At 64.7% G+C, this 23,470-nt stretch carries 15 protein-coding genes and 3 pseudogenes; 10 read left to right on the top strand and 8 right to left on the bottom strand.

Going from position 1 to position 23,470, the window contains the following annotated elements:
• A pseudogene (locus DYE23_RS03540) lies at window positions 1-294 on the top strand (AAA family ATPase); the annotation flags it as partial.
• A 424-nt stretch (window positions 295-718) separates the two neighbouring features.
• Here DYE23_RS03540 and istB (DYE23_RS03535) read toward each other — a convergent pair.
• Together istB (DYE23_RS03535) and istA (DYE23_RS03530) are read right to left on the bottom strand one after the other, a co-directional pair.
• Complete coding sequence (gene istB / locus DYE23_RS03535; protein ID WP_067388237.1) at window positions 719-1,516, bottom strand: IS21-like element helper ATPase IstB; 798 nt, start codon at window positions 1,514-1,516, stop codon at window positions 719-721.
• Window position 1,517: 1 nt separating this feature from the next.
• Complete coding sequence (istA, locus tag DYE23_RS03530) at window positions 1,518-3,140, bottom strand: IS21 family transposase (protein WP_115326215.1); 1,623 nt, start codon at window positions 3,138-3,140, stop codon at window positions 1,518-1,520.
• A 209-nt stretch (window positions 3,141-3,349) separates the two neighbouring features.
• Here istA (DYE23_RS03530) and DYE23_RS03525 point away from each other — a divergent pair, with 209 nt between their 5' ends.
• Window positions 3,350-3,652 (top strand): hypothetical protein, encoded by a 303-nt coding sequence (locus DYE23_RS03525; protein WP_115326506.1) that lies wholly within the window; start codon window positions 3,350-3,352, stop codon window positions 3,650-3,652.
• Window positions 3,653-4,420: 768 nt separating this feature from the next.
• The gene (locus DYE23_RS03520) at window positions 4,421-5,656 is read left to right on the top strand and encodes an IS256 family transposase (RefSeq protein ID WP_115326326.1); all 1,236 of its coding nucleotides are present in this window, start codon (window positions 4,421-4,423) and stop codon (window positions 5,654-5,656) included.
• Window positions 5,657-6,419: 763 nt separating this feature from the next.
• Here the strand turns inward: DYE23_RS03520 and DYE23_RS03515 are convergent.
• Complete coding sequence (locus DYE23_RS03515; protein WP_115326505.1) at window positions 6,420-7,529, bottom strand: PLP-dependent cysteine synthase family protein; 1,110 nt, start codon at window positions 7,527-7,529, stop codon at window positions 6,420-6,422.
• Between the two features lie 388 nt (window positions 7,530-7,917).
• On the opposite strand from DYE23_RS03515, the gene DYE23_RS03510 reads away from it, so the two are divergent.
• Together DYE23_RS03510 and DYE23_RS03505 are read left to right on the top strand one after the other, a co-directional pair.
• On the top strand, window positions 7,918-8,658 hold the full coding sequence (locus DYE23_RS03510; protein ID WP_115326504.1) for a response regulator transcription factor: 741 nt from the start codon (window positions 7,918-7,920) through the stop codon (window positions 8,656-8,658).
• Window positions 8,655-9,854 carry a sensor histidine kinase gene (locus DYE23_RS03505; RefSeq protein ID WP_115326503.1) on the top strand — a complete coding sequence of 400 codons (1,200 nt, stop codon included), beginning with the start codon at window positions 8,655-8,657 and terminating at the stop codon, window positions 9,852-9,854. Before DYE23_RS03510 ends, DYE23_RS03505 begins: the two co-directional genes overlap by 4 nt.
• Window positions 9,855-10,129: 275 nt before the next feature.
• Here the strand turns inward: DYE23_RS03505 and DYE23_RS03500 are convergent, their stop codons facing one another.
• Window positions 10,130-10,783 carry a DUF305 domain-containing protein gene (locus tag DYE23_RS03500; protein ID WP_067387067.1) on the bottom strand — a complete coding sequence of 218 codons (654 nt, stop codon included), beginning with the start codon at window positions 10,781-10,783 and terminating at the stop codon, window positions 10,130-10,132.
• A 964-nt stretch (window positions 10,784-11,747) separates the two neighbouring features.
• On the opposite strand from DYE23_RS03500, the gene DYE23_RS03490 reads away from it, so the two are divergent.
• From DYE23_RS03490 to DYE23_RS31240, 3 genes are all read left to right on the top strand, one after another.
• Complete coding sequence (locus DYE23_RS03490) at window positions 11,748-12,971, top strand: L,D-transpeptidase (RefSeq protein ID WP_165799790.1); 1,224 nt, start codon at window positions 11,748-11,750, stop codon at window positions 12,969-12,971.
• Between the two features lie 78 nt (window positions 12,972-13,049).
• Complete coding sequence (locus tag DYE23_RS03485; protein ID WP_083126142.1) at window positions 13,050-13,895, top strand: F510_1955 family glycosylhydrolase; 846 nt, start codon at window positions 13,050-13,052, stop codon at window positions 13,893-13,895.
• A gap of 127 nt (window positions 13,896-14,022) precedes the next feature.
• Entirely contained in the window at window positions 14,023-14,172 is a 150-nt protein-coding gene (locus tag DYE23_RS31240) for a hypothetical protein (protein ID WP_234787840.1), read from the top strand.
• Window positions 14,173-14,518: 346 nt separating this feature from the next.
• On the opposite strand, the gene DYE23_RS03475 is transcribed toward DYE23_RS31240, so the two are convergent.
• The 3 genes and pseudogenes from DYE23_RS03475 to DYE23_RS31235 form a co-directional block, all read right to left on the bottom strand.
• Complete coding sequence (locus DYE23_RS03475; protein ID WP_016341434.1) at window positions 14,519-15,925, bottom strand: IS1380 family transposase; 1,407 nt, start codon at window positions 15,923-15,925, stop codon at window positions 14,519-14,521.
• 311 nt (window positions 15,926-16,236) lie between these two features.
• Window positions 16,237-16,518, bottom strand: a pseudogene (locus tag DYE23_RS30740) (class I SAM-dependent methyltransferase); the annotation flags it as partial.
• Between the two features lie 18 nt (window positions 16,519-16,536).
• Window positions 16,537-17,142, bottom strand: a complete 606-nt coding sequence (locus DYE23_RS31235) for a class I SAM-dependent methyltransferase (protein WP_207568604.1) — start codon at window positions 17,140-17,142, stop codon at window positions 16,537-16,539.
• A gap of 963 nt (window positions 17,143-18,105) precedes the next feature.
• Between DYE23_RS31235 and istA (DYE23_RS31080) the strand changes: the two genes are divergently transcribed.
• Together istA (DYE23_RS31080) and istB (DYE23_RS31075) are read left to right on the top strand one after the other, a co-directional pair.
• Entirely contained in the window at window positions 18,106-19,647 is a 1,542-nt protein-coding gene (gene istA / locus DYE23_RS31080) for an IS21 family transposase (protein ID WP_115327696.1), read from the top strand.
• Between the two features lie 63 nt (window positions 19,648-19,710).
• On the top strand, window positions 19,711-20,490 hold the full coding sequence (gene istB / locus DYE23_RS31075) for an IS21-like element helper ATPase IstB (protein ID WP_115327697.1): 780 nt from the start codon (window positions 19,711-19,713) through the stop codon (window positions 20,488-20,490).
• Window positions 20,491-21,118: 628 nt separating this feature from the next.
• On the opposite strand, the pseudogene DYE23_RS03450 reads toward istB (DYE23_RS31075), so the two are convergent.
• Window positions 21,119-23,397: pseudogene (locus DYE23_RS03450) on the bottom strand (heavy metal translocating P-type ATPase).
• Window positions 23,398-23,470 lie beyond the last annotated feature (73 nt).

Raw genomic sequence — 23,470 nt, 5'->3', positions numbered from 1 at the left:
ATGGCGCAACTCACGCTCACGGCGCGGCTCAACACCTCGGCGCTGGACTCCCGCCGTGGCGTGGTCCGCCTGCACCCCGAAGCGATTGCCGCGCTCGGCATCCGGGAGTGGGACGCCGTCTCGCTGACCGGCGCGCGCACCACCGCCGCGGTCGTCGGGATCGCCCCCGCGGGGACACCCACGGGCACCGCGCTGCTCGACGATGTGACGCTGTCCAACGCCGGGCTGCGCGAGGACACCTCGGTGCTGGTCTCCGACGTCACGGTCTACGGCGCGCGGTCGGTGACGCTGACGAGCGTGCAGGCCACTGTGCACAACTCACCGGCATCCTAAAATGTCGGGAACACTCGTAGCAGCGTTGGGAGGCTGCCGGCGACCACCGAGTCGAACGCCCCACCCGACCACCCGCACCAGGCCGCTGGCACGGCCTACCCAGCCGTTGATGATCGGCTGCGCGCCAAGCACATATCGGGCTCCGGCGCAGAGGCGCTCGACCTCCACTATCTGATTGAGCCTGCACCACCGATCAGGTCTTCAACCAATCTTCGCAGGATCTCAATCGATTCGGTGCATATCGCGGCGCACGGTTGAAGTCGGGTAGAGGAAATCGAACCCGACATCGAGGGGGTACTGGAAGGGGCTCGCTTGCACCAGATGTGTCGCTTGCCAGGGTGATGGGACCACCTGATTGCCAGGGGGATGGGACCACCGTGGCGCGTTACTGAGGATGCTCGTCGGCGGGGTCTGGGTCAAGCTGGGGCCGGGTCCGTTGGCGGTAGGACGGTCCTTCGATGACCAGGGTGTGCGCGGCGGAGGTCAGCCGGTCGATGGCTGATTGAGCCAGCAGGGTGTCGGCGGTCATGGTCAGCCATTCAGCGGGCTCGCGGTTCGACGTCACGATGGTGGTCTTGGCGCGGTGGCGCTCGACGACGATTTCGTAGAAGTCGCTGGTTTCGGTGGCGTCGAGCGGGCGTAGCGCGAAGTCGTCGATGATGAGGACGTCGACGGCGGCCAGGCGGCGGATCTCGGCGTCGACGGTGTGGTCGAGCCTTGCGGCGCGCAGTCGGGTGAACAGTTTGTCGGCCCGGCCGAAGACTACGGTGTGTCTGCGTCGAATGGCCATGTGTCCCAATGCTGTTGCCAGATGCGTCTTGCCAACACCAACGGGCCCGAGGACGATCGCGGACTGGCCGGCGTCGAGGAACCGCAGTGAGGTCAGATCCCCCAGCAGGGTGCGGTCATAGCGCAGGTCCTCGTGTGCGGTCCAGGTATCAAACCGCATGGTGGGGTCGAGTCCGGCTTTGGTCGCCCGCAACGCGGCGGAGCGGGATTCGCGTCGGGAGACCTCGTCGGCCAGCAGCGTTTCCAGGAACCCGATGTGACTGAGTTTGTGTTGGCGGGCCAGAGCGGCGCGTTCGGGCAGGGTGTCGGCCATCGCGCCGAGTTTGAGGGTCTTGAGCAGTCGGAGCAGGTCAGCGCCGATCGGGTCGGTGGCGCCACGGGCGGTGGTGGTCATGTCAGCGGTTCTCCTCGGCAACGGTGGTCGTGATGATGGTCAATGGTGTTGGGGTGGAGCTGAATTCGGATGGATCGCGGGCGAAGCGGGTGGCGGTGTGGCGGACGGCCTTCGGCAGCGCGGGTGTGCTGGTCTCGGTGGCACGCTCGAGCATGGAGGCGATCTTGTTCACCGAGACGACATCAAGATCCAGCGACAGTGCGCAGGCCTGTTCGACCCGGTCGGCGCCGTAGCGGCGCACCAGGCCCAGCAGCCGGTAGACGGTGCGCATCTTCGTCCAGGGCAGCCGGTCATCGAGGATGCGTTCGGCGTAGATCCCGACGTTGGGGCCGTGCGCGGCGCAGGTGGCGATCAATGTCGTCACATCGCGCAGCGCGTAGCCGGTCTTGTGTTCGGGCAGATCAGCGGGGTCGGTGCTGCGCCCACCGGCCGGCTGGCGAGGATGGACCTTGACCAGCACGCCGCGGCGATAGAACTTCACCAACTCGGTGTCGGCCCGCACGTCCAGGTACTGACCGATCCAGCACTCGGGCAGCGAATACAGCGCCTTGGCGACCTCGGCGTGGAAATCGCGGTGCACCTTGACCGTCTTGAACACCGGCACGTCATAAACCCCTGGCACCGGCAACAGCCGGGACTGTTCCTCGGCGGTGAACACCTCCAGCGGACGAGCGCAGATGGTGCCGTGTGTGCGGGTGCCCGCGGTGTCACGACACCACACCGTCGCCGCCTGCTGCGCATGGGCCAGGCTGGTGAATGTTTCACCGTCCCAGAAGTTTCGGCGCACGTACTGCACGGCGCGTTCCACTCGCGGCTTGTCCTTCGGCGAGGCCACCCGCGCCGGGTCGGTCAGGAACCCGACATGCCCGGCGTAGTCCAGCCAGCCCTGGCTGAACTGCGGGTTGACCGCATCGGCGGCGGCGATCACCGGTTTGAGGTTGTCGGGGATCAGCACGGCGAACACGCCGCCGAAGAACTCCCAGGCCGCCTCGCAGCCGGCGATCACCGCGGCCAGAGTCTGCGAGTAGGACAGCCACACAAACATGTGCCGGGAGTACACCGCGGTGAAGATCAGCGCATGCACCTTGCGGCGGCGCCCATCATCGACGTCAGTGAGCATCCCCAGATAGCCGAAGTCGACCTGGCACTCCACCCCGGGATCACCATCAGCGACCCGCACCGTGAGATCTTTGCGGCCGAAACCGCAACGCTGGCTGGCGAATCGGTGCAACGTCCGATACGGCACCACACAGCCCTGCCTTCCCAGCAGAGTGTGGATCTTGGTCACTGTCAACGGCCGCTGCTCACCAGAGCCGGCCACCCACTTGGTGATCTGATCCTCGAACCCCAATAACTGCTCCCACGCCGCGCCGTGACCATCGGGGCGAACCGGGCGCACCGCTTCGGCGACCATCCCGATCAGACCGTCGTCGATCGCGCCGGCGTCGTCGCCGCGGCGCAGACCGGCCGCGTGGGCGGCCTCGACGTAACGGCGCACCGTTTTGCGATCCACACCGCAATGCGCGGCGATCGTCCGGTACCCCGGCGCCGGTAACCCCGCCACGCCCAGCCACACCCGCAGAACTTCCCTGATCTCGTTCACACTGACCTCCCGAAAAGCCATGCCGGCGACCTCCGTGACTTGAGCTGTCACGGCGATCGAACGAACAAATGAAAAGACCACCGACGCGACGCGCCGGTGGTCCCATAACTGGCAATCCAGGTGGTCCCATCACCCTGGCAAAAATCAGGTCACACTGGTCCCATCCTCATGGCAGGCGACACCAGATGGCTGGAACGCTAGCCAACGATCATCGACAGGATCCGCCCACCATGACCAAGATCATCGTCACGGCAGGCGCCATCGCCGCTACCGTTGCGGCAATTGCCCTGTTCTCGTTGCCGGGTATTGCATCGGCTGCGCCTGACCTGGTGGGCCAAACCTACGCCGAGGCCACGAACGCCATCGCGCAGCAGGGTGGCACGGCAATCATCGCGTCACGGGTCGGCGCCAAGCTTCCCCTCAGCAAGTGCATCGTCACTGGCGTTTCTCAATCGACATTCGTGAGACCTCCGTTCGTCCAGGCTGTCCCTGGCCGTGATGGGCGGTACGCACGTCAAGGAGTCCGCTACTGAATGGTTACCAACGAATACCGGCTCAGCTTGAACTGCAATGCCGCCGTTGCTACCGCGAACACCCCGGGAAACTCGGCGGCAAGCCCTGAGGGCCGGGAAGCCAAGAGAGAGCAGGAAGTCCAGGAATGGAGACGTACCGCCAAAGGTCAGCAGTGGTGCAAGCAGGCAGAAAAAGAGCACCCTGAATGGTTTCCCCTCGTCGGATGCCAGGCGGATAATTAATACACGGTCCCGAGGCGCGGCGACATCAGTATCCCGGGTGACCACGTTGGCGAACAGCATCACCAGACGCGCGCTGACACTTCACATTGAATGAGGTCCACCTGCTTCAAAATCCTTGGCACCAAGCCACGCCGGAATGGACGACCCAGACTTGCGGCGGGCGAAGCGGCAATCCGCGCAGGACACAGGCGCAAGCTGCGCCCCGCCGACGCACTGGCCGGCGCGGCAATCTCCCTGAGAAGGCAGGCCGGCCAGCCACTCAACCAGCGCGCAGCTCGCTTCATGATGTCATTGGCATGCCCGACTTTTCGGCCCATCCATGCGAGGACTACGACCAGTGGCGATTCGGGGGCCGAACCCTCGACTGGCCGATTCAGGGAAGATGTGGTGGCCCGCCCCCAGGACCGGTTTGAGGTTGCGTCCAGCAGAGTGGTGTATGAGTCGGACCTGATTAGCGGTACCGGCGTGTCGTAGCCGACTGATTGAGGGTCATCGCGTGATTCTTCGAGGGACCCGTCAAAGTCACTCGAGCAAAGGAACCACGCGATGACCGTTGCCCAGAATATCGACCTGCCCACCGTGCTGGCCGAACGACTCACCACCACACATCCCGACGTGCTGCGCGAGCTGCTCGCCACGTTCATCCACACCCTGATGGGTGCCGAAGCCGACGCCCTGTGCGGCGCCAGCTACGGCGAACGCAGCACCGAGCGGACCAACTCCCGCAACGGCTACCGGCACCGCCAATTCGACACCCGCGCAGGCACATTAGATCTCGCGATCCCGAAGCTGCGCCAGGGCTCCTACTTCCCGGACTGGCTGCTGGAACGCCGCAAACGCGCCGAGCGGGCCCTGACCACCGTGGTCGCCACCTGCTACCTACTCGGTGTCTCGACGCGGCGGATGGACAAGCTCGTCGAAACCCTCGGCATCACCAGCCTGTCGAAGTCGCAGGTGTCGGTGATGGCCAAAGAGCTCGACGCCGCCGTCGAGGCCTTCCGCACCCGACCGCTCGATGCCGGCCCGTATACGTTCGTCGCTGCCGACGCCCTGGTGCTCAAGGTCCGCGAGGGCGGCCGGGTCGTCAACGTGCACGCGCTGATCGCGGTCGGGGTCAACGCCGAGGGCTACCGCGAAATCCTCGGCATCGATGTCACCACCGCCGAGGACGGCGCCGGCTGGCTAACGTTCTGGCGGGCTCTGACCGCCCGCGGCCTGTCGGGGGTCAAACTGGTCACCAGCGACGCCCATGCCGGGCTTGTCGCCGCGATCGGCGCCACGCTGCCCGGTGCGACGTGGCAGCGCTGCAGAACCCACTACACGACCAACCTGATGGCGGTGACCCCGAAGTCGTCGTGGCCCTGGGTGCGCACCCTGCTGCACTCTGTGTTCGACCAGCCTGATGCTGAATCCGTTGCTGCACAATATGACCGGATCATCGACGCCCTGGACGACAAGCTACCTACGGTCGCCGATCACCTCGAAGCGGCACGGCCGGATCTGCTGGCGTTCACGGCGTTTCCCAAACAGATCTGGCGCCAGATCTGGTCCAACAATCCCCAGGAACGGCTCAACAAGGAAATCCGCCGGCGCACCGACGTCGTCGGTATCTTCCCCGACCGCAACGCCCTCATCCGCCTCGTCGGAGCCGTCCTGGCCGAACAACACGACGAATGGGCCGAATCCCGGCGCTACCTCGGCCTCGACGTCCTGAGCAAATCACGCACAGTCAACGACACCCCGACCGAACAGGAGGCCACCCCGGCGACACTGACCGCCTGAACCATCACCTCGAAGAATCACACGACGACGTCGTACACCACGTCCCTGGACTTGACCCGGTTTGAACATTAGGGCCGCCTGGCGCACGAGGGGGAAGGTGAATCTGTGTGCATGTTCGGGCGAAGTGCACTGGTGCGTGGGAAGCCAAAGCCGGCGGAGCGTGACCGCTGCCGTAAGGACTAGCACTCCGAAGAGCGGAAGGAATTCCGATGCTGCCTCGACTCAACTACTTGTTCTTCGTCGCACGACGGCGGCCAGCGACGAATCGTCGCCGCTCCAGCAGAATCGACAGTAGCCCCACTGGCTGACGAATTAGGGCCGAAAGTCCCTACGCGACGCGATGGCTGGTCAATGCTGTCGACAGGGCTGCTAACCGCCCCAATGCTGCCGGAGGTACCAATATGTCTGAGTTCAACGAGACCATGAAGACCGCGGCTTTCATGCGCTCTCGGGTTGGTGAGCCGGCCGGTCGGTCAGTTCGACTCCGCAATCGTCTCAACGGCGAAACCTCACCCGCTTGGACACTGCCGTAATAGGCCGCCCACTCACTCGCCTCGTCATCACGGCGTTGCCATACCTGACAGCAGCCGCGCCCGGCTGCGGGTCCAGGGATCTTTTCGCAAGGCACCTACTCAAGAAGGGAAATGCGCATCAAGCGGAGCAGGGGTTCGCAGAAAGGTGCCGCGTCATCAGCGTCAACGATGCCGCGACACCAGCGCGTCAGAGTCGCGACCGAACCTCGCGTAGTCTCCCACCATGCCGATTAGTCCCGTGTCGGCATCGGATCGATCACCGTGGCGCAGCGGGTCCATGACGTGACGACCTCCTGGGTGGGATCGTCGATCACGTTCGGCTGCTCGGGCGGCTGTGTTAGCAGCAAGTCATGGCGACGGCAGTAGTCGTCGTTGTAGACAGTGTCGAAATAGCGTTGTGGCCCATCGGGGAAAACCGCGGCGATCGTCGTGTCACTTGAGAAGGTGCGTGCCGCCCAACCCGCGACCAGCGCGACCGCGCCTACACTCCAACCGCCCGTTGCGTAATGGGTGCCCGCCAAGGTACGGCAGGCCCACACCGCCTCCGCCGGCGCCACCCAGTGCACCTCGTCGAATGCGGCGTAGTCCACGTTGCGTGGATAGATACTCGAGCCCAGCCCTCGCATCAGCCGGTTCGCGGCGGGTTGACCGAAAATCGTTGAGCCGATGGTGTCCACGCCGATCAGGTGTAAGTGCGGATTGAACTGACGCAGTACCCGCGCGATGCCAGCGGAATGGCCTCCGGTTCCGACCGAGCACACCAGCACGTCGACCGTGCCCAGCTGAGCTTGGAGCTCCAGGGCCAGCGGCCGGTATGCGTCGACGTTGTCGGGGTTGTTGTACTGGTCGGGACACCAGGCCTCGAGGTCTTCGGCCAGCAGTTCAGCGACGCGGTCTTTGCGCGCCTGCTGCCATCCGCCCGTCGGGTGCGGCTCGGTGACCATGTCGACGTCGGCGCCGTAGGCCCGCAGCATCGACACGATGATGGGCTCCATACCCGGATCGGTCACCACGGTCACCGGATGGTGATACACGATGCCGGCCAACGCCAACCCTAAGCCCAGTGTGCCACTTGTGGATTCGACGATGCGCGCCCCCGGACGCAGGTTCCCGCGTGCTCGGGCGCACTCCACCATGTGCATTGCGGGGCGGTCTTTCAAGCCACCGGGATTGATGCCTTCGAGCTTGGCCCAGAATCCGCGGTCCGCGCTGCTGAACGGCTCAGAAACCCGCAGTACCGGTGTGCGGCCGACTAGGTTGTCCGGTCGTTCGTAGCGGCCCAATCCGCGGTACTGCGCCGCATGTAGTTCGGGCGCATGGATAGACAAGGGATGACTCATGTGATCGTCGCTTCTCCATCGATCGGGGACGAGCCTCGGGGGCCCGTCCGCTCGGGTCTTATCGACCGAGTCAATCGACATGTCGCGCGTCGCCACACCCAAGTTGCGGGTATTCCGGTCGCTGGAAAAGGCGCCAAACCATGCGACCGCCGTCGCGACCACAGCCGTCCAGGATGCGGCCAACGTGCCGCTAGCCACCAGCCAGCTTTCCCAGCCCCAGTACGGCACCATGTATCGACCCGGCCTTCCTTTCGATCTCCAAGGTGCCCGCCCACGTCCGCTGATTCAGTGGAGGTTTTGTGAAGATTTGCTCAAGACCCGATCGGCTGGCGCCAGTGTGCCGCCGCGAGCGGAGTATCGGTGTAGTTGGTGCCTGTTCACGGGCACTATGGACGGCATGGATGGCACGTCAGCTCAGGGAGGTCTGGGCGCGCCGGGCTACCGGGCATTGATCGTCGACGACGAGGCGGCACTCGCCGAAGTGGTGGCCAGTTATCTGCAGCGCGAACAGTTCGAAACCCGCACCGCCGTTGACGGTTCGGAAGCGGTGGCTCTGGCGCGTGAGTTTGATCCCGACGTGGTGGTGCTCGACCTGGGGTTGCCCGGTGCCGACGGGCTGGAGGTGTGCCGGCAGCTGCGCAGCTTCTCTGATGCATACGTGGTGATGCTCACCGCCCGTGACACGGAAATGGACACCATCGTGGGGCTGACCGTCGGCGCCGACGACTACATCACCAAGCCGTTCAGTCCACGCGAGTTGGTGGCCCGTATCCGCGCTCTGCTGCGCCGGCCACGCACGGTGACCGGCGGCGACCAGGCCGCGCCGCCGCGGCGCTTCGGGAAGCTGCAAGTCGACATCGCCGCCCGAGAGGTGCACCTCGATGGTGAGCCGATCCGGTTGACGCGCACCGAGTTCGACTTGCTGAGCGCGTTGTCTGCACGCCCGGGCGTGGTCTTGACCCGCCGCCAGCTACTCGAAACGGTGCGGAACGGACCGTGGGTCGGCGACGAGCACGTCGTCGACGTGCACATCGGTCATTTGAGACGCAAGCTGGGCGAGAACGCGAGCACCCCGCGCTACGTGCTGACCGTGCGCGGCGTGGGATACCGGATGGGAGGCGGACAATGAGCACGCCTGCGAACGCCCAACGAGCGCCGGTGCGCGCCTGGTGGCGCCCGGGGATCGGCATGCGACTACTGGTCGCTCAAACCATGGTGTTACTGGCCGGTGCGCTGACCACCTGGATCGTCGCCGCCATCGTAGGGCCACCATTGTTTCGTGACCACCTGCGCCAGGCCGGCGTCGCGCCACATTCGGCCGAGCAACATCATGCCGAGGAGGCCTACCAGTACGCCATGGTCGCCGCGGTGGGCGGCGCATTGGCGGTCTCGGCACTGGCGGCCTTCGCGGTCAGCTGGTACATCAGCCGGCGCCTGCAGCGCTCCGTCACAGAAGTAGCCTCAGCAGCGACCGCGGTCGCCGACGGCCGCTACACCGTGCGGGTAGCTCCACCGCACCTCGGGCAGGACTTCGACGCGCTGGCGGCTGCGTTCAATCAGATGGCCGGTCGCCTGCAGGCCGTGGACGCCACCCGCCGCCACCTCTTCGCTGACCTGGCCCACGAAATCCGCACTCCGGTCGCGGTTTTGGAAGCCTACATGGAAGCGGTCGAAGACGGTGTCGAGAAACTGACTCCGACCACCACTGCCATGCTGCGTGATCAGACGCGCCGACTGGTGCGTTTCGCCCAAGATGCCGCCGCTCTCTCTCAAGCTGAGGAAAGCTCCGCATCGATGACGACGACTGACACCGACATCGCCGAGCTGGTCAGGACCGCGGTCAGCGCCGCAGCCAAACGCTACCGAGCCAAACAGGTAACCCTGGCCACCCACCTGCCACCCCGCGTTCCCGCAGTTTCAGGCGACCCGCAGCGACTCGCTCAGGTAATGGCCAACCTGCTTGACAACGCATTGCGGCACACACCGCCGCACGGCCACGTCGACGTCCGCGTCCACATAGACCGTCACCAGCTCGAAGTCAGCATCTCCGACACCGGCGAAGGCATTCCCGCCCAACACCTTCCGCACGTATTCGAGCGGTTCTACCGCGTGGAAGCAGAACGCACCCACGACAAGAGCGGAGCCGGCATCGGTTTAGCAATCGCAAAAGCACTCGTCGAGGCACACGGGGGCTCCATCACAGCACGCAGCCAAGGACCGGGCACCGGGGCCACGTTCATCATCACACTTCCGGTCGCCACGTCGGAGCACCGCCGACCAGACTTGCCGAGGCCAGCGTCTCAAGACCTGCACGTCCGACCCTAATTGGACAATCTGTCCACGTCCGCGGCCGGGCTATGTAGTTAGCGGCGTGTCGTGTCAGATCGGTCTGTCTCCCTGGGTTTACCGCGGCGTTTGGCGGCGGTGGGCCAGGCGTTGGCCAGTGGGCCAAACACATCTCGCCGCAGAGAAGACGAGCGTCGAGGTTCAAGTCCTCCAAGGTCTTGATCCGCGGATCGCTGCAAGGGTCCCCGTGCCGGCGGAAATCACCGGCACGGGGACATCGAGGAGAGCTCGACGCTCCTAGCGTTCTGACATCCCTACAGCGAGCCGAGGATCTGCTCCATGGTCTGGATCTCTTTTTGTTGCGAGGCGATGATCGTACGTGCCATCTCGATCGCCGGCGCGAACTGGCCGTTGTCGACCTCAGTCTGCGCCATCGCGACGGCACCTCGGTGATGCTCGATCATCTGCGTCAAGAACAGCCTGCTCGCCTCGACACCCTGCGCGTTACGAAGCGCGGTCAAGTCTTCCTCGGTCATCATGCCGCCGCCCATATTGCCCATGTCATGGCCGGGCATGCCCGGCATACCAGCGCCCGGGGACGTAGTGGGAGACACGCCCCATTCTGATAGCCAACCTTGCAATTGCTGGATTTCCGGGCCCTGAGCCGCCTTGATCTCGTTGGCCAACGACACCACGCGCGGGTCGATGCCCTGCTTTGCCAGCAGCATGTCGCTCATCTCGATTGCCTGCTGATGGTGCGGGATCATCCCTTGGGCGAAGGTCACATCGGCGTCGTTGTGCGCTTGAGTCCCCGGCGCGCGCTCGCTTGGAGAAGCGGATGACGACGGGGTGGCCACCGCCGAAGTAGTCATTGACGACATGTCTTGTTCGCTTTGTGGGCTGTTACTGCAGGCGCTCAATGCGAGTGCTGCAGCGGCGGCGATGCCAATTAACCGGTTCAGGTGCACGCGAATTCCTTTCGTTGCGCAGCTAGCTAGCCTGCAGGCAGAACCTAAAGGGTCGCTTCCGTATTCGATGAAGAATCGGTAAAGACCCTGACCGCCGGACCTCGTGTCGGTCGCCCATCCCCTTAGTCGTGATGGCCTGCCATGTATCCGGAGGCAAACGTAAACCCCTGTCCAGCACTCGGCCGACCCTCTGATCGAGAACGAATCGAGCCAGGTGGCTTCATGGTGTATCGAACGCCTCCAACGTAGTGACACAACGACGGACGAAGGCTTCAACGATCATGTCGACCGGCATAGCCATCCGGTGAGTGGCGTGCACTGCGCCGAAGGCCACCACTCGAACGACTGGACTTTCAGCGGCTCCGGCGTGTTCAAGCAGCGGAAGTAGGATCACCGCAGCATCCCCGACCACGACCTCAAGGCTCCCACACTGCATAACAGCCAAACGTCGCGACGATCGGCGGCGACCACCGGGCTCAGCGCTCGCCGCAACCAGGTACCGAAGCGACTCTGCGGGCGTCAGTCTGTGCCCGCACGCCGCGGCGGCGGCGGTTTGCAAAGGCACGATTGCCGGCTGAGCTCATTACATACGTAGCAACTGCGCGTACCCAGTAGCAGCTGAGGATTTCTCTCTGACGCGCCAGACCCTCCCATCGCCGAGTGTGAAGTGTGACAGGTGCCCTCGGCCCGCTCGCGCCAGGGAGTCAACCGACATGTGCGCTGACGGGTGGCTACGATGTACGTACCGATGCAGTAGTAGCTTCGGTAGCACGCACGCTCGTGTTGGTAGGTCAATGGCGACGTCCGAACCTTTACCGAACCTTCGACGAAGGGCTAGGTAAGCAAAACACCGAGCGGTGACCATGGAGGGTGGTCACATGCGCAGCGTGGCGCGACTGTGCCGGGACAGCAATGCTTGCAGCCGTCGCATCCGCGTTGAGACGACGGCAGAGAAGGAGTAGCCATGCTGCTGCGGCGGCGGACTTCACGGATCGGTCGACGGAACACTCGGCTCGGGCTCATCGCCGCGGCCGTGGTGGCGTTGACGGTGCTGCTCATGGGATGCAGCAGCAACGCGGCCGCGCCGGCCCCTCAGGTGATTGCAGACAAGGGCGACCCGTATAGCGAATTACTGGTACCGACGCTGCAATCCTCAGTGGCAGACGGCGCCGTCGGCGTCGCGGTGGACTCTCCTGTCACGATGACCGCCGGCGACGGCGTCCTCGGTCCGGTAACCATGGTCAATGCAGACGGCATTTCAGTCGACGGGCACCTCAGCCCAGATGGAGTGACGTGGACGACGACCGAACCACTGGGCTACAACAAGCAGTACACGTTGCACGCCGAAGCATTCGGACTGGGCGGCGTCACTCGCAACAGCATGACATTCCAAACGCAGTCGCCGGAGAACCTGACGATGCCTTACGTCATGCCGAACAACGGCGAAGTCGTCGGAGTCGGCCAACCCATCGCCGTCCGCTTCGACGAGGACATCCCGAACCGTCTGGCTGCCCAGAACGCGATTACGGTCGTCACTACTCCCCCGGTAGACGGAGCGTTCTACTGGCTCAGCAGCCGCGAGGTCCGCTGGCGCCCGGCCGAATATTGGAAACCCGGTACTACCGTTGAGGTTTCGGTCAAAACGTATGGTGTCGACCTCGGGAACGGCTTGTTCGGCCAGGACGACGTCAGCACCCGGTTCACCATCGGTGATCACGTCATCGCCACCGCCGACGACAGCACCAAGACGCTGAGCGTCAGGCGCAACGGCGAACTGATCAAGACCATGCCGCTGTCCATGGGAAAGGACAGCACACCAACTGACAACGGCGCCTACATCATCGGCGACAAGTACCCGAATCTGATCATGGACTCGTCGACCTACGGCGTGCCGGTCAATTCACCAGACGGTTACCGGCTCGATGTCGATTGGGCGACCCAGATGTCTTACAGCGGCATATATGTGCATTCAGCACCATGGTCGGTCAGCAGTCAGGGGCGTGCCAACGTAAGCCACGGCTGCCTCAACGTCAGCCCCGCGAATGCCATCTGGTTCTACGAGAACACCAAGCGCGGCGACATCGTCGAAGTCGTCAACACCGTAGGGCAAACACTGTCCGGTACCGACGGCCTCGGTGATTGGAATATCCCGTGGGAGCAGTGGCGAGCAGGAAATGCGAACCTCTGAGCCCGCCGAAAAGCACCGATCACGCTGCAATCATCACAGACGGCTGTCGTGACAACGCCCTTGAGATGGCAGGCACGCATGCGCTCGGCCCTGATCACTATCTCTACGGTTACCGCATTGCTGAGCGGAGCATGCTCAAGTGCTGACAGCCCCTCTGGCCGATCCAACCCCAGCGGTTTTTCGCACATCCACGCCATGGGCGTGGATTCCGACGGCGTGTTGTATGCCGGCACGCACTACGGCGTGTACCGACTCGCCGGGGAGCGCGACCCCGAACTCGTCGGCGACCTCGTGCAGGACTTCATGGGATTCATTGTCGTAGGACCGAATCATTTCCTGGGCAGTGGGCATCCCGGCGCAGACAGCCGCGACGCTCCACCGAACCTTGGTTTGATCGAAAGCACCGACGGCGGCCAAACCTGGCACACACTGTCGATGACCGGCGAGGCCGATTTCCATTCCCTCGACTACCGGCATGGACTGCTCTTTGGACTCGACAGCGGAACCCGATCGGTGATGGTAACCGCAGACAAAAAGACCTGGGATCGACGTGCGGAGATCAGCGCCGTCGACATCGCGGTGTCACCCACCGACCCCAACGGCGTCCTCGCCACGACCGGCACGGGCATGTTGCGCAGCGTCGACCAGGCTAAGACCTTCACACCTGTCGTCGGCACACCCCCTCTGATCTTGCTGAGTTGGCCCGACGAAGGACCCTTGATCGGGGTTACCCCGACCGGGATGGTGTATGCCAGCCAAGATTCGGGGGCAACGTGGCAAGCGCAACGCGATCTGGGTGAGCGCCCGCAGGCTGTGTTGGCAGCGGGGCGAGGCCTGGTGTTCGTTGCGACCGAGAAGGGCATCCACCGCTCGACCGACAGTGCAACCACCTTCGAGACGTTCTACACCTTCGACGCACCATGAACGGGCTTACTCGCAACCCCGCTGCGACGTTGACGACGCTGCAAACGGCAACAAAGGCGCGGTACACCAAGCGAACAGCAATGGATCCGAGGGGTTCTGCTGTCAACGTACGTACACAGTAGGATCTATGCCAGTGCGTGGCCCGTACGGTCACTTCCCCACCCGTGCGGACCTCGTCGACGCGGTATTCGTCCGCACGCTGGCGGAGGCGCAACAGACCCTCGACACAGTCGACCTCACCTGGTTACCCCCGAGCGGCACTTTGCTCGGCTGGTGACCTCTTCATGCCAGATCATGAATCGGCATCGTGCACTTCTTCAGGCCGCGCAGCGCACCATCAGGCCCGGTTGGGATTCACAACCAGCACGAGATTCCGCACCGGCGGGTGCAGGGGCGGATCACGGGGCCGTCGCGCGGGCGTCTTCCGGGACGATCTACCAACCATGTGGCTAACCCGGATTTTGCGTGGTAATTGGTGTGGGTTCGGTGTGATGCCGAGTTGTGTTGTTGGGTAGTGGTTTTCGTGTGGTGGCGTAGAGGTGCTGTCCCGTGTCGCCGGGTGGGGCGGGCTTTCCTGGGGCCTGTGGGTCCTTCATCGTTGATGGGTCCGATGGGGTGGGGTGTTATCCGAAGGCGGTGCGGACGCGGTGCCAGGCGGCGGCGATCGCCGCCGCCCAGCGCCAGGTGGCATCGATGCGTAGCCGCAGTTGGCGGGCGCCGCGGGTGATACGGGCGGCCACGTGCAGGACCCGGTAGCGGAACGTGGTGATCTCGACGCGGGCCAGAGCGCGATCGCTGGCGAACCCGATGAGGCGGGTCCAGGTGACCAGGTCAGCGGCGGCCAGGACGATTTCGAGCCAGGCAGCATTGGCCCAGAAGGAGTGGCAGGGCAGGTTACGCAGCCCGGTGGCTTTGAGTTCGCGGATACGGTCCTCGACGCGGGCGTGCTGGCGGTGCCGTAGTTCCAGACCGGCGACCTGACCGGGTACGACACCCGGTGGTGTGTCGGTGATGAACGCGGTGACCCGCATGCCGTCGGCGTCGGTGAACCGCAACTGCGCGCCGGGGTGGGGGCGTTCTTTACGCAGGATCAGCCGGGTCCCTTCGGGCCAGGAGGCCAGGTTGACCAGGTCGGTGGCTTCAGCGACCCACGCGCCGTCGCGGATCCCGCCGTCGGTGTCGATCGCTGGATACCAGCAATCGCCGAGGTTGAGGGTGTCCACGGCGTCCTGGACGCGGGTATCGACGGGGTACCCGAAGGAGAACCCGGCCCCGGCGGCCCGGCACGCTGCGGCGAATTTGTGGGTGGATCCGGCGGTATCGCAGCGCACCAACACCTTCGGGGCCTCGGGGTTGTCGGGATCGTCGGGGTTGGGCCGCCACGCCGCTGGCAGCGATGCCAAAGCCTGGTGCAGGACGATGATGTGGTCGGAGGCGGTGTTGGAGCCGGCGTTACCGTTGCGCAGCAACCCGGCCAGGGCTTCGCCGCCGGCGATGTCGGGGCGGTCCAGAAACGCCAGCAGCGGGTGCAGCCCGAACGTTTTCTTCCAGGTCGGCGCAGCCCCGGCCTTGTTGTCGGAGTGATCGATCACCAGCGTGGCATCGATGTCGATATGCAGCCAGCCGCCGGTGGTGGGGGCGGCTCCGACAGCCCAGGCCGCTGCCCGCGCCGCGGCTCGGGCTGCGCGCACCCCGGGTAGATGCGCGGCATCGATCCGCTCATCGATCAGCCGCCACATGGTGGTCGTTGAGGCCTTGGCCCCCAGGACGTGCTCCCGGTCACCGCACAGCTGACCGACCGCGTCGATGCAGTCCGCGCCGTCGGCGACCGCGGCCGCCAGATCAGCGAACACCTCCCCAGGCGCATACACCCACGGGCCGCGGTAGGTGTCGGCCAACGCGGCCGTGACCTGCGCCGATAAGCCGGTCCGGTCGGCAAGCTCACGCAGCATGCCCATCCCGGCATGCGACACAACGCCATGGCCGTCGGCGGAAACTTTCACCGGCGATGCCGCCGCGATATTCTTCACCTGCGAAGTGCCTTCCCGTCAGGGTTTTTGAACCGTAGAGAAGTCCAATTATTCCTTGCAGGACAGGCACTTTCGCTTATCTACACACCCCCACAGTCAACATTCCACGAAAAATCCGGGCTAATGGCGACCTTTCCCAACGTCCTTCATGGCGCCGCCGAGGAGCTCACCGCCGGCCGGTTGAATGAACGTGCCGCCGACAATGTGATCGTGGCCACGTTACTCGCCGCCTTCACCGTCCCGAGTCAGCCGGTGCCAGGTCACCGCCCATGGCTTCCATAAGCCATGCGGCATGAACCTAAGCTGATCCGTCAACGTTCGGGCCGGCGCGCGATCAATTCGACGGCGGGGCTGTTAAAGCGCCTTGCACGCACGGAAAGCTTCCCATCGGTGAACCCCGCCGACTGCGCGTCATCGACGAGTTGAACGGGATCGACATCAAGGACGTGCCGGTGAACACTGAGCAAGAGCCGTCCGCCCGGACGCAGGACACGGAACAACTCTGCAAACCCCGCGGGACGATTCCATAACATCACGTTGTTGACCGAGATCGCCACATCGACAGTGCCGTGGGCACATCCGGTCGCTTCGGCGGTGCCGTCCCGAACCCGTCAACGTTCGGGCTGGCGCGCGATCAATTCGACGGCGGGGCTGTTAAAGCGCCTTGCACGCACGGAAAGCTTCACATCGGTGAACCCCGCCGACTGCGCGTCATCGACGAGTTGAACGGGATCGACATCAAGGACGTGCCGGTGAACACTGAGCAAGAGCCGTCCGCCCGGACGCAGGACACGGAACAACTCTGCAAACCCCGCGGGACGATTCCATAACATCACGTTGTTGACCGAGATCGCCACATCGACAGTGCCGTGGGCACATCCGGTCGCTTCGGCGGTGCCGTCCCGAACCTCGACGCGGCCGTCACGGATAAGCGCAGCGCATCTGGCCGCGGCCATATCACGCATGGTGGCCGAGGGGTCCACAGCGACCACATCACCGGTGGGTGCCGTGGCAGCCGCTGCCTCCCTGTTCTTCGGCAGCGCCGGTGTGGCGGGGATGACCATCCGTTCGAGCTGACCATCACACGAACCGATGGCGCAGGCAATATCTATCTGGAAGCTGGCGCGGTCTGAGCTGAGCGGCGTCGCGCGCTGACCGGCGGCATTGCCGACGTGTTGATCCGAGGAAAGATCCGTGCGAAAGGCTCGACACTTCATCATCAGTTCTTGCGATCAGGTTCTTGCGCGAAGGGTCATCCGACACGGTTCGGCGTCAGCAGGCTGTCCCCGCTATGGATGAGATTCGGCGGTGCCCTCGTGTCCAAACTTGGCATGCGGTACAGGCTGCGGGGCCAAGATACCGGGCTTTCGGCCCAGACGGGTGCACTCTGGCTCGGTGGTGCATGGCACCCCCCGTATTGCGGGGACATCCGGATTGCCCGGGATGGGCTGCAACGGCGAGCGCGGTGCAAGGTGCGGTGTGCATGACAGGCTGAACACGTCGACTTCTTCTCCGTTAGGGCAGGGAGCCGCCGGTGTGATCAGATCACTGCTTGGAACGGCGAATGCCGGCACCGCCGCGATCGCTGCGAGGACTCCACCGGCCAAGGCAAGCCGAAGCCAGTGCTCACGCCCAGTAGTTGACGGTCCAGTATGGGACGCTTTCTGGCGCTTCATGGTTCGACCACCTTTTCTACGGAGTTAAAACGTACGTAATAAATCGATAATACTGAGTTATCAGATTGTGTGTGACACATCTGAAGGTCACTAGGTCCGCGACTTCCGCCCCCTCGTCGCCACGTGCGCGTTGATGCCAGCGCGGCGCCGAGCCGACTGCGCCACAACAACGGCGATGGTGTTCTGCTCGCCCGAATGCGCCCAGCGATTCGCCGCAGCACCAACTCAACACACGCGCGGGCCCGAAGATCGGCGGCTGTAACGTTGCCCGCTTCGATGCGGCTTTGCGAAGAAACTTGCTGCTCAACGCATTTGGTGTCAGCGGTCACGTAATTCCTCCAGCTTGAGGGGTTGTCCGTCACGGAATTCCCCCACCCCGTCTGTCACGTAATTCCCCCACCCTGGGGCGGTGTGGCAGCCGGTCGTGGGCCTCGTACACAGGTTCGCTCGACTCACGGTTCGACTCGTGAGGAAGGGCGCCGAATGGCGAGGAGAAGTTTCGACGTGTTCGACCTGATCGAGTTGTTGACCCATTGGCATGCGGGTCGGTCTCAGCGCCAGCTGTCGGAGAGTTTGGGCATCGACCGCAAGACGATCGCGAAGTATTTGGCGCCGGCGATCGCCGAGTCGCTGACCCCGGGCGGGGAGCCGGTCACCGAGCCCGAGTGGGCGGCGCACATTGGTCGGTGGTTTCCCGAGGTCGCCGACCCCGGTCTGCGGGCCACGACCTGGCCGGGCATCGAAGTGCACCGCGACCGGATCCGTGACTGGCTCAAGGCCGAGGTCAGTGCGGCGACCGTGGCGCAGCGGCTGCGTGACGACTATGGCGTTGCCGCGTCGGAATCCTCAGTGCGCAGGTGGATCTCGGCGAACCTCTCCGAAGAGGCGACGCGGGAGAAGGTGACCGTGGCCCGCGGATCGGTGCCAGCGGGCAGCGAGGCCCAGATCGACTACGGCCGCCTCGGGATGTGGTTCGACCCAGTCAGTGGTCGACGCGTGACGGTGTGGGCGTTCGTGATGGTGCTGGCCCATTCGCGGCATCTGTTCGTCCAACCGGTCCTGAAGATGCATCAATCCTCCTGGTGCGCTTCGCATGTGGCAGCGTTCGAGTTCTTCGGTGGCGTCCCGGCCCGGCTGGTCCCGGACAACCTGAAGACCGGTGTCACTCGACCGGATCTCTATGACCCGAAGATCAACAAGGCCTACGCCGAACTGGGTGCCCACTACGGTTGCCTGATCGACCCGGCGCGGGCGAACAAGCCGAAGGACAAACCACGCGTCGAGCGCCCGATGCAATACATTCGGGACTCGTTCTGGCGGGGCCGCGAGTTCACCTCGCTGGAGCAGATGCAGGCCGCCGCGCTGGTCTGGTGCCGTGAGGTAGCCGGGGCGCGAAACTCTCGGGCACTCGACGGTGAGCAACCAGGGTTCGTGTTCTCCACCGTTGAACAGCATGCCCTGTTGCCGTTGCCGCACAGTGATTTCCAACTTGCGGTGTGGTCGACGGGCAAGGTCGCCGCCGACTGCCACGTGAAAGTCGGCAAGGCGCTCTACTCGGTGCCGTGGCGGCTGATGGGCCAACAGGTCCACGCCCGCACGTGCGGCGACCTGGTGCAGATCGTGCACGACGGCGACGTCGTGGCCACCCACGTCACCCATCACCGTGGGCGGGCCACCGACTTCGAGCACTACCCGCCGGAGAAGATCGCCTTCACGATGCGCAACCCGACCTGGTGTCGCCGAGTAGCCGCCGAGGTCGGACCGGCCTGTACCCAGGTGATCGCCGAATTCATGGAAGTCAACGCCATCCACCGACTGCGCAGCGCTCAAGGCGTCCTCGCCTTGCTCAAGACCGTCGGCCACGACCGCCTGGAAGCCGCCTGCGCGCGGGCGATCACCGTCGGCGACCCGAGCTACCGCACGGTCAAGGGCATCCTGGCCGCCGGCACCGAACTCGACGGCATCATCGAATCCGCCGCCCCGCAAGCCGCGGCGCATCTGCGCGGGCCGCAAGCCTTCGACACCACCACCGGCGAGATCGCGTGATCAACGCATCGTATCCAGCTGGCAACCAACATCATTCGATCTGAACCTAAGGACATCACCACCATGAGCATCCTCGACCCCGCACTACGCAATGCGCTGCGCACCCTCAAACTCACCGGCATGCTCGACACCCTGGATGCCCGGCTGGCGCAGACCCGCGACGGCACCCTCGGGCACCTCGACTTCCTCCAGGTGCTCTGCGAAGACGAGATCGCCCGCAGAGAATCCGCCGCCCTCACCCGGCGCATCCGCCGAGCCCGCTTCGAGGAACAATCGACATTCGAATCCTTCGACTTCACCGCCAACACCAAGCTGCCCGCGGCGATGCTGCGCGACCTGGCCGCACTGCGGTGGCTCGACGCCGCCGAATCAGTGATCCTCTACGGACCCGTCGGAGTCGGGAAAACCCATATGGCACAAGCGCTTGGGCACGCAGTGGCCCGCCGCGGCGGCGACGTCCGATTCGCCAAGACCTCCCGGGTACTCTCCGACCTCGCCGGCGGTCACGCCGATCGCAGCTGGGGTCAACGCATCCGCGAATACACCAAACCGCTCGTGCTGATCCTCGACGACTTCGCCATGCGCGAACACACCGCGATGCACGCCGACGACCTCTACGAGTTGATCTCCGATCGCGCCGTCAACGGCCGCCCCCTCATCCTGACCTCCAACCGATCACCGAAGGACTGGTACAACCTGTTCCCCAACCCCGTCGTCGCCGAGTCGCTGCTCGACCGCCTGATCAACACCAGCCACCAGATCCTGATGGACGGACCCAGCTACCGACCCCGAAAAAGACCCGGCGCTAGCGCGCCGGTAGACAACGCCAAGCCCACCCGGTAGACCTACACCGAGGCCCACCGGTGGCGGAATTACATGACGGACACCCCGGGGGAATTACGCGACGGTCGACAATTTGGGTGCTGGCGGGCCTGAGGGGCGTCGCGCCGCGGTTAGTGATCGTAGGGCCATCTGCCGTCGGCGATTGGGGATTGGGGGTCAAATCGAAAGCGAGCCTCGTCGGGGTTGGTGCCCAGTGCTCGAACGATCTCGGTCCAGCCGTGGCCGTTGGCGCGGGCGTCGTGGACCAGGTGGGGCAACCATCTTTCGGCTTGCTCGATGAGACTGGCGATCAGCGCGATGCTGGCCAGGTCATCGCCGAGCCAGACTCCCCGGCGATCGGCCAGCGCGGCGACGGCGTCGTCGATGAGGGTCGTAGGTGTCCTCGCCCCTGCGCGGATCCGGAGTGATCACCGTTTCACGGCACGTGCAGCGGGCAGCACGACACTGATGTCGCGGTACCGTAAACAAGCTCGTCGATGTCACGGTTGCCTGACATCGAAGCCGGTGAAGTGCGCAAGCAAGCTCCCATCGCACTTTTCCGATATCGCTGTTATGCGGTGTACCAACGGGATTAGTCAGCCCAAAACTGTGGACCAATGTCTGGTATCCATGAACCGTTTCTGCTACTTCAAATGACAGCTTGGTTCGGGGCCCCTGGTGCTGTTGCCTCGGTGTTCACTGCGGATGAGGGTTGATGGGAGGCGTGGCTGGCGAAGCGGCGCAGGCGAGACTGTTGCTGACCACGAAAACGGAGCTGAACGCCATTGCGGCGCCGGCGATGAGCGGGTTGAGCAACCCGAGTGCGGCCAGCGGCAGGGCGGCGATGTTGTAGGCGAACGCCCAGAACAGATTCCCCTTGATCGTCTTGAGCGTCGAGCGGGACAGCCGGATGGCATCTGCGCCGGCGCGAAGATCACCGCCGACCAATGTCAGGTCAGAGGCCTCGATGGCGACGTCGGTGCCTGTGCCCATGGCTAGGCCCAGATCGGCCTGCACCAGTGCGGCGGCGTCGTTGACTCCGTCGCCGACCATGGCGACAGTGCGCCCCTGCGCTTGCAGGTCTTTCACCGCATCGAGCTTGTCGGCTGGTAGCACCTCGGCGATCACATCTCGCGGGTCGATGCCGACCCGCGCGGCCACCGCGTGTGCGGCGCGCCGGTTGTCCCCGGTCAACAGAACCGGGCGCAAACCAAGCCGGCGGAACTGGCCGACCGCGGCAGCCGAGGTGGACTTTATTGTGTCGGCGACGACAATCACTCCGCGGATCGCCCCGTCCCAGCCCACCCAGACCGGGGTCTGGCCCAGTGTTTCGGCTTGCTCCGCGGCGTCGACGAGGATGTCGGGGGCGGTCAGCGACCACTGTTCCGTAAGGCAGCCGCGGCGCCCGACCAACATGGCGTGCCCAGCGACGACGCCACTGACACCCAATCCGTCGTGGTTGGTGAACCCGTCGACAGACGGCAGCGCGTCACCGTTGGCAGCGGCACTCGCAACGATCGCTTGGGCGATCGGGTGTTGCGAAGCGTTCTCCAAGGCCCCGGCAAGTGTCAGCACCTGCGCGGCGTCCTCGCCGACACCCGGGTACACGGCGATCAGGCTCATCCGGCCGGTGGTGACGGTGCCGGTCTTGTCCAGCACGATGGTGTCGACGCGGCGAGTCGACTCGAGGACCTGCGGTCCCTTGATCAAAATACCGAGCTGGGCGCCTCGGCCGGTGCCGACCAGCAGCGCGGTGGGGGTGGCCAGCCCCAGGGCGCACGGGCAGGCGATGATCAGGACGGCGACGGCGGCGGTAAACGCCGCCGCCGTGTGCCCGGCCAGCAGCCACACACCCATGGTGATCAGGGACAACGCTATGACGATCGGGACGAAGATCGCCGAGACCCGGTCAGCCAAGCGCTGCACAGGGGCCTTTCCGTTCTGGGCGTCGGCGACCAGTCGCGCCATCCGCGCCAGCTGGGTGTCGGCGCCGATCCGGGTGGCGCGCACCAACAGTCGTCCGCCGAAGTTGACGGTCGCCCCGATGACCCGATCTCCCGGTCGCACCTCGATTGGCACCGATTCCCCGGTGAGCATCGAGGCGTCCACCGCCGAAGCGCCCTCGGTGACAACACCGTCGGTCGCAACCTTCTCCCCCGGACGCACGACGAAGATATCCCCCAAGGCCAACTGGGCAGTGGGGATCCGGGTCTCGGCGCCGCCTCGCAACACCGCGACATCCTTGGCCCCCATGTCCATCAGCGCCCGCAGCGCCGCACCCGAACGCGTCTTCGCGCGTGCCTCGAAATAACGCCCGGCCAAGATGAACACGGTGAGCGCGGAGGCGACCTCAAGGTAGATGTGGTCGGCGCCCCCGCCCGTGGCCGGGAACAGGCTGAACGTCATCCGCATGCCGGGCATGCCGGCATGTCCCAGGAACAGTGCCCACAGCGACCACAGATAGGCTGCAGTGACACCCAGTGAGATCAGCGTGTCCATGGTGGCCCCGCCGTGGCGGGCGTTGACCCAGGCCGCCTGATGAAACGGTAACGCTCCCCAGACCACGACGGGCGAGGCCAAGGTCAGAGCGAGCCATTGCCAGTTCGTGAACTGCAGCGGCGGAATCATCGACAGGACCACGACCGGCACGGTCAACACCAGCGAGATCAGCAGTCGGGTCCGCAACGAGGCGGCCTCGTCGGATTCTGCTGCCGTGGTTTCGACGTCTTCACCGCCGGCGGCCACCGAGGGTGGCGGTGCGGCGGCGGTGTAGCCGGCGGCCGCCACAGCGGCGATCAGTTGTGCGGTGTCGATCGATCCGCGATAGGTGACTTTGGCCTTTTCGGTGGCGTAGTTGACGCTGGCGCTGATCCCGTCGAGCTTGTTCAGCTTCTTCTCGATCCGGGCGGCACACGAAGCGCAGGTCATCCCGCCGATCGACAACTCGACGCTGAGCGGCTCATCGAGCGCGGCCGCGTGATCGGTGGTGCTCACGTGCTGT

It is taken from the genome of Mycolicibacterium gilvum (assembly GCF_900454025.1).
Taxonomy (GTDB): domain Bacteria; phylum Actinomycetota; class Actinomycetes; order Mycobacteriales; family Mycobacteriaceae; genus Mycobacterium; species Mycobacterium gilvum.
The sequence above is the reverse complement of the archived record's forward strand: the minus strand, read 5'-3'. Positions and strand labels throughout refer to the sequence as shown.

Coding starts and splice junctions, on each gene's coding strand:
- istB (WP_067388237.1), bottom strand. CDS start 1,516: ATGACCACCACCGCCCGTGGCGCCACCGACCCGATCGGCGCTGACCTG.
- istA (WP_115326215.1), bottom strand. CDS start 3,140: ATGGCTTTTCGGGAGGTCAGTGTGAACGAGATCAGGGAAGTTCTGCGG.
- DYE23_RS03525 (WP_115326506.1), top strand. CDS start 3,350: ATGACCAAGATCATCGTCACGGCAGGCGCCATCGCCGCTACCGTTGCG.
- DYE23_RS03520 (WP_115326326.1), top strand. CDS start 4,421: ATGACCGTTGCCCAGAATATCGACCTGCCCACCGTGCTGGCCGAACGA.
- DYE23_RS03515 (WP_115326505.1), bottom strand. CDS start 7,529: ATGAGTCATCCCTTGTCTATCCATGCGCCCGAACTACATGCGGCGCAG.
- DYE23_RS03510 (WP_115326504.1), top strand. CDS start 7,918: ATGGACGGCATGGATGGCACGTCAGCTCAGGGAGGTCTGGGCGCGCCG.
- DYE23_RS03505 (WP_115326503.1), top strand. CDS start 8,655: ATGAGCACGCCTGCGAACGCCCAACGAGCGCCGGTGCGCGCCTGGTGG.
- DYE23_RS03490 (WP_165799790.1), top strand. CDS start 11,748: ATGCTGCTGCGGCGGCGGACTTCACGGATCGGTCGACGGAACACTCGG.
- DYE23_RS03485 (WP_083126142.1), top strand. CDS start 13,050: ATGCGCTCGGCCCTGATCACTATCTCTACGGTTACCGCATTGCTGAGC.
- DYE23_RS31240 (WP_234787840.1), top strand. CDS start 14,023: ATGCCAGTGCGTGGCCCGTACGGTCACTTCCCCACCCGTGCGGACCTC.
- DYE23_RS31235 (WP_207568604.1), bottom strand. CDS start 17,142: ATGAAGTGTCGAGCCTTTCGCACGGATCTTTCCTCGGATCAACACGTC.
- istB (WP_115327697.1), top strand. CDS start 19,711: ATGAGCATCCTCGACCCCGCACTACGCAATGCGCTGCGCACCCTCAAA.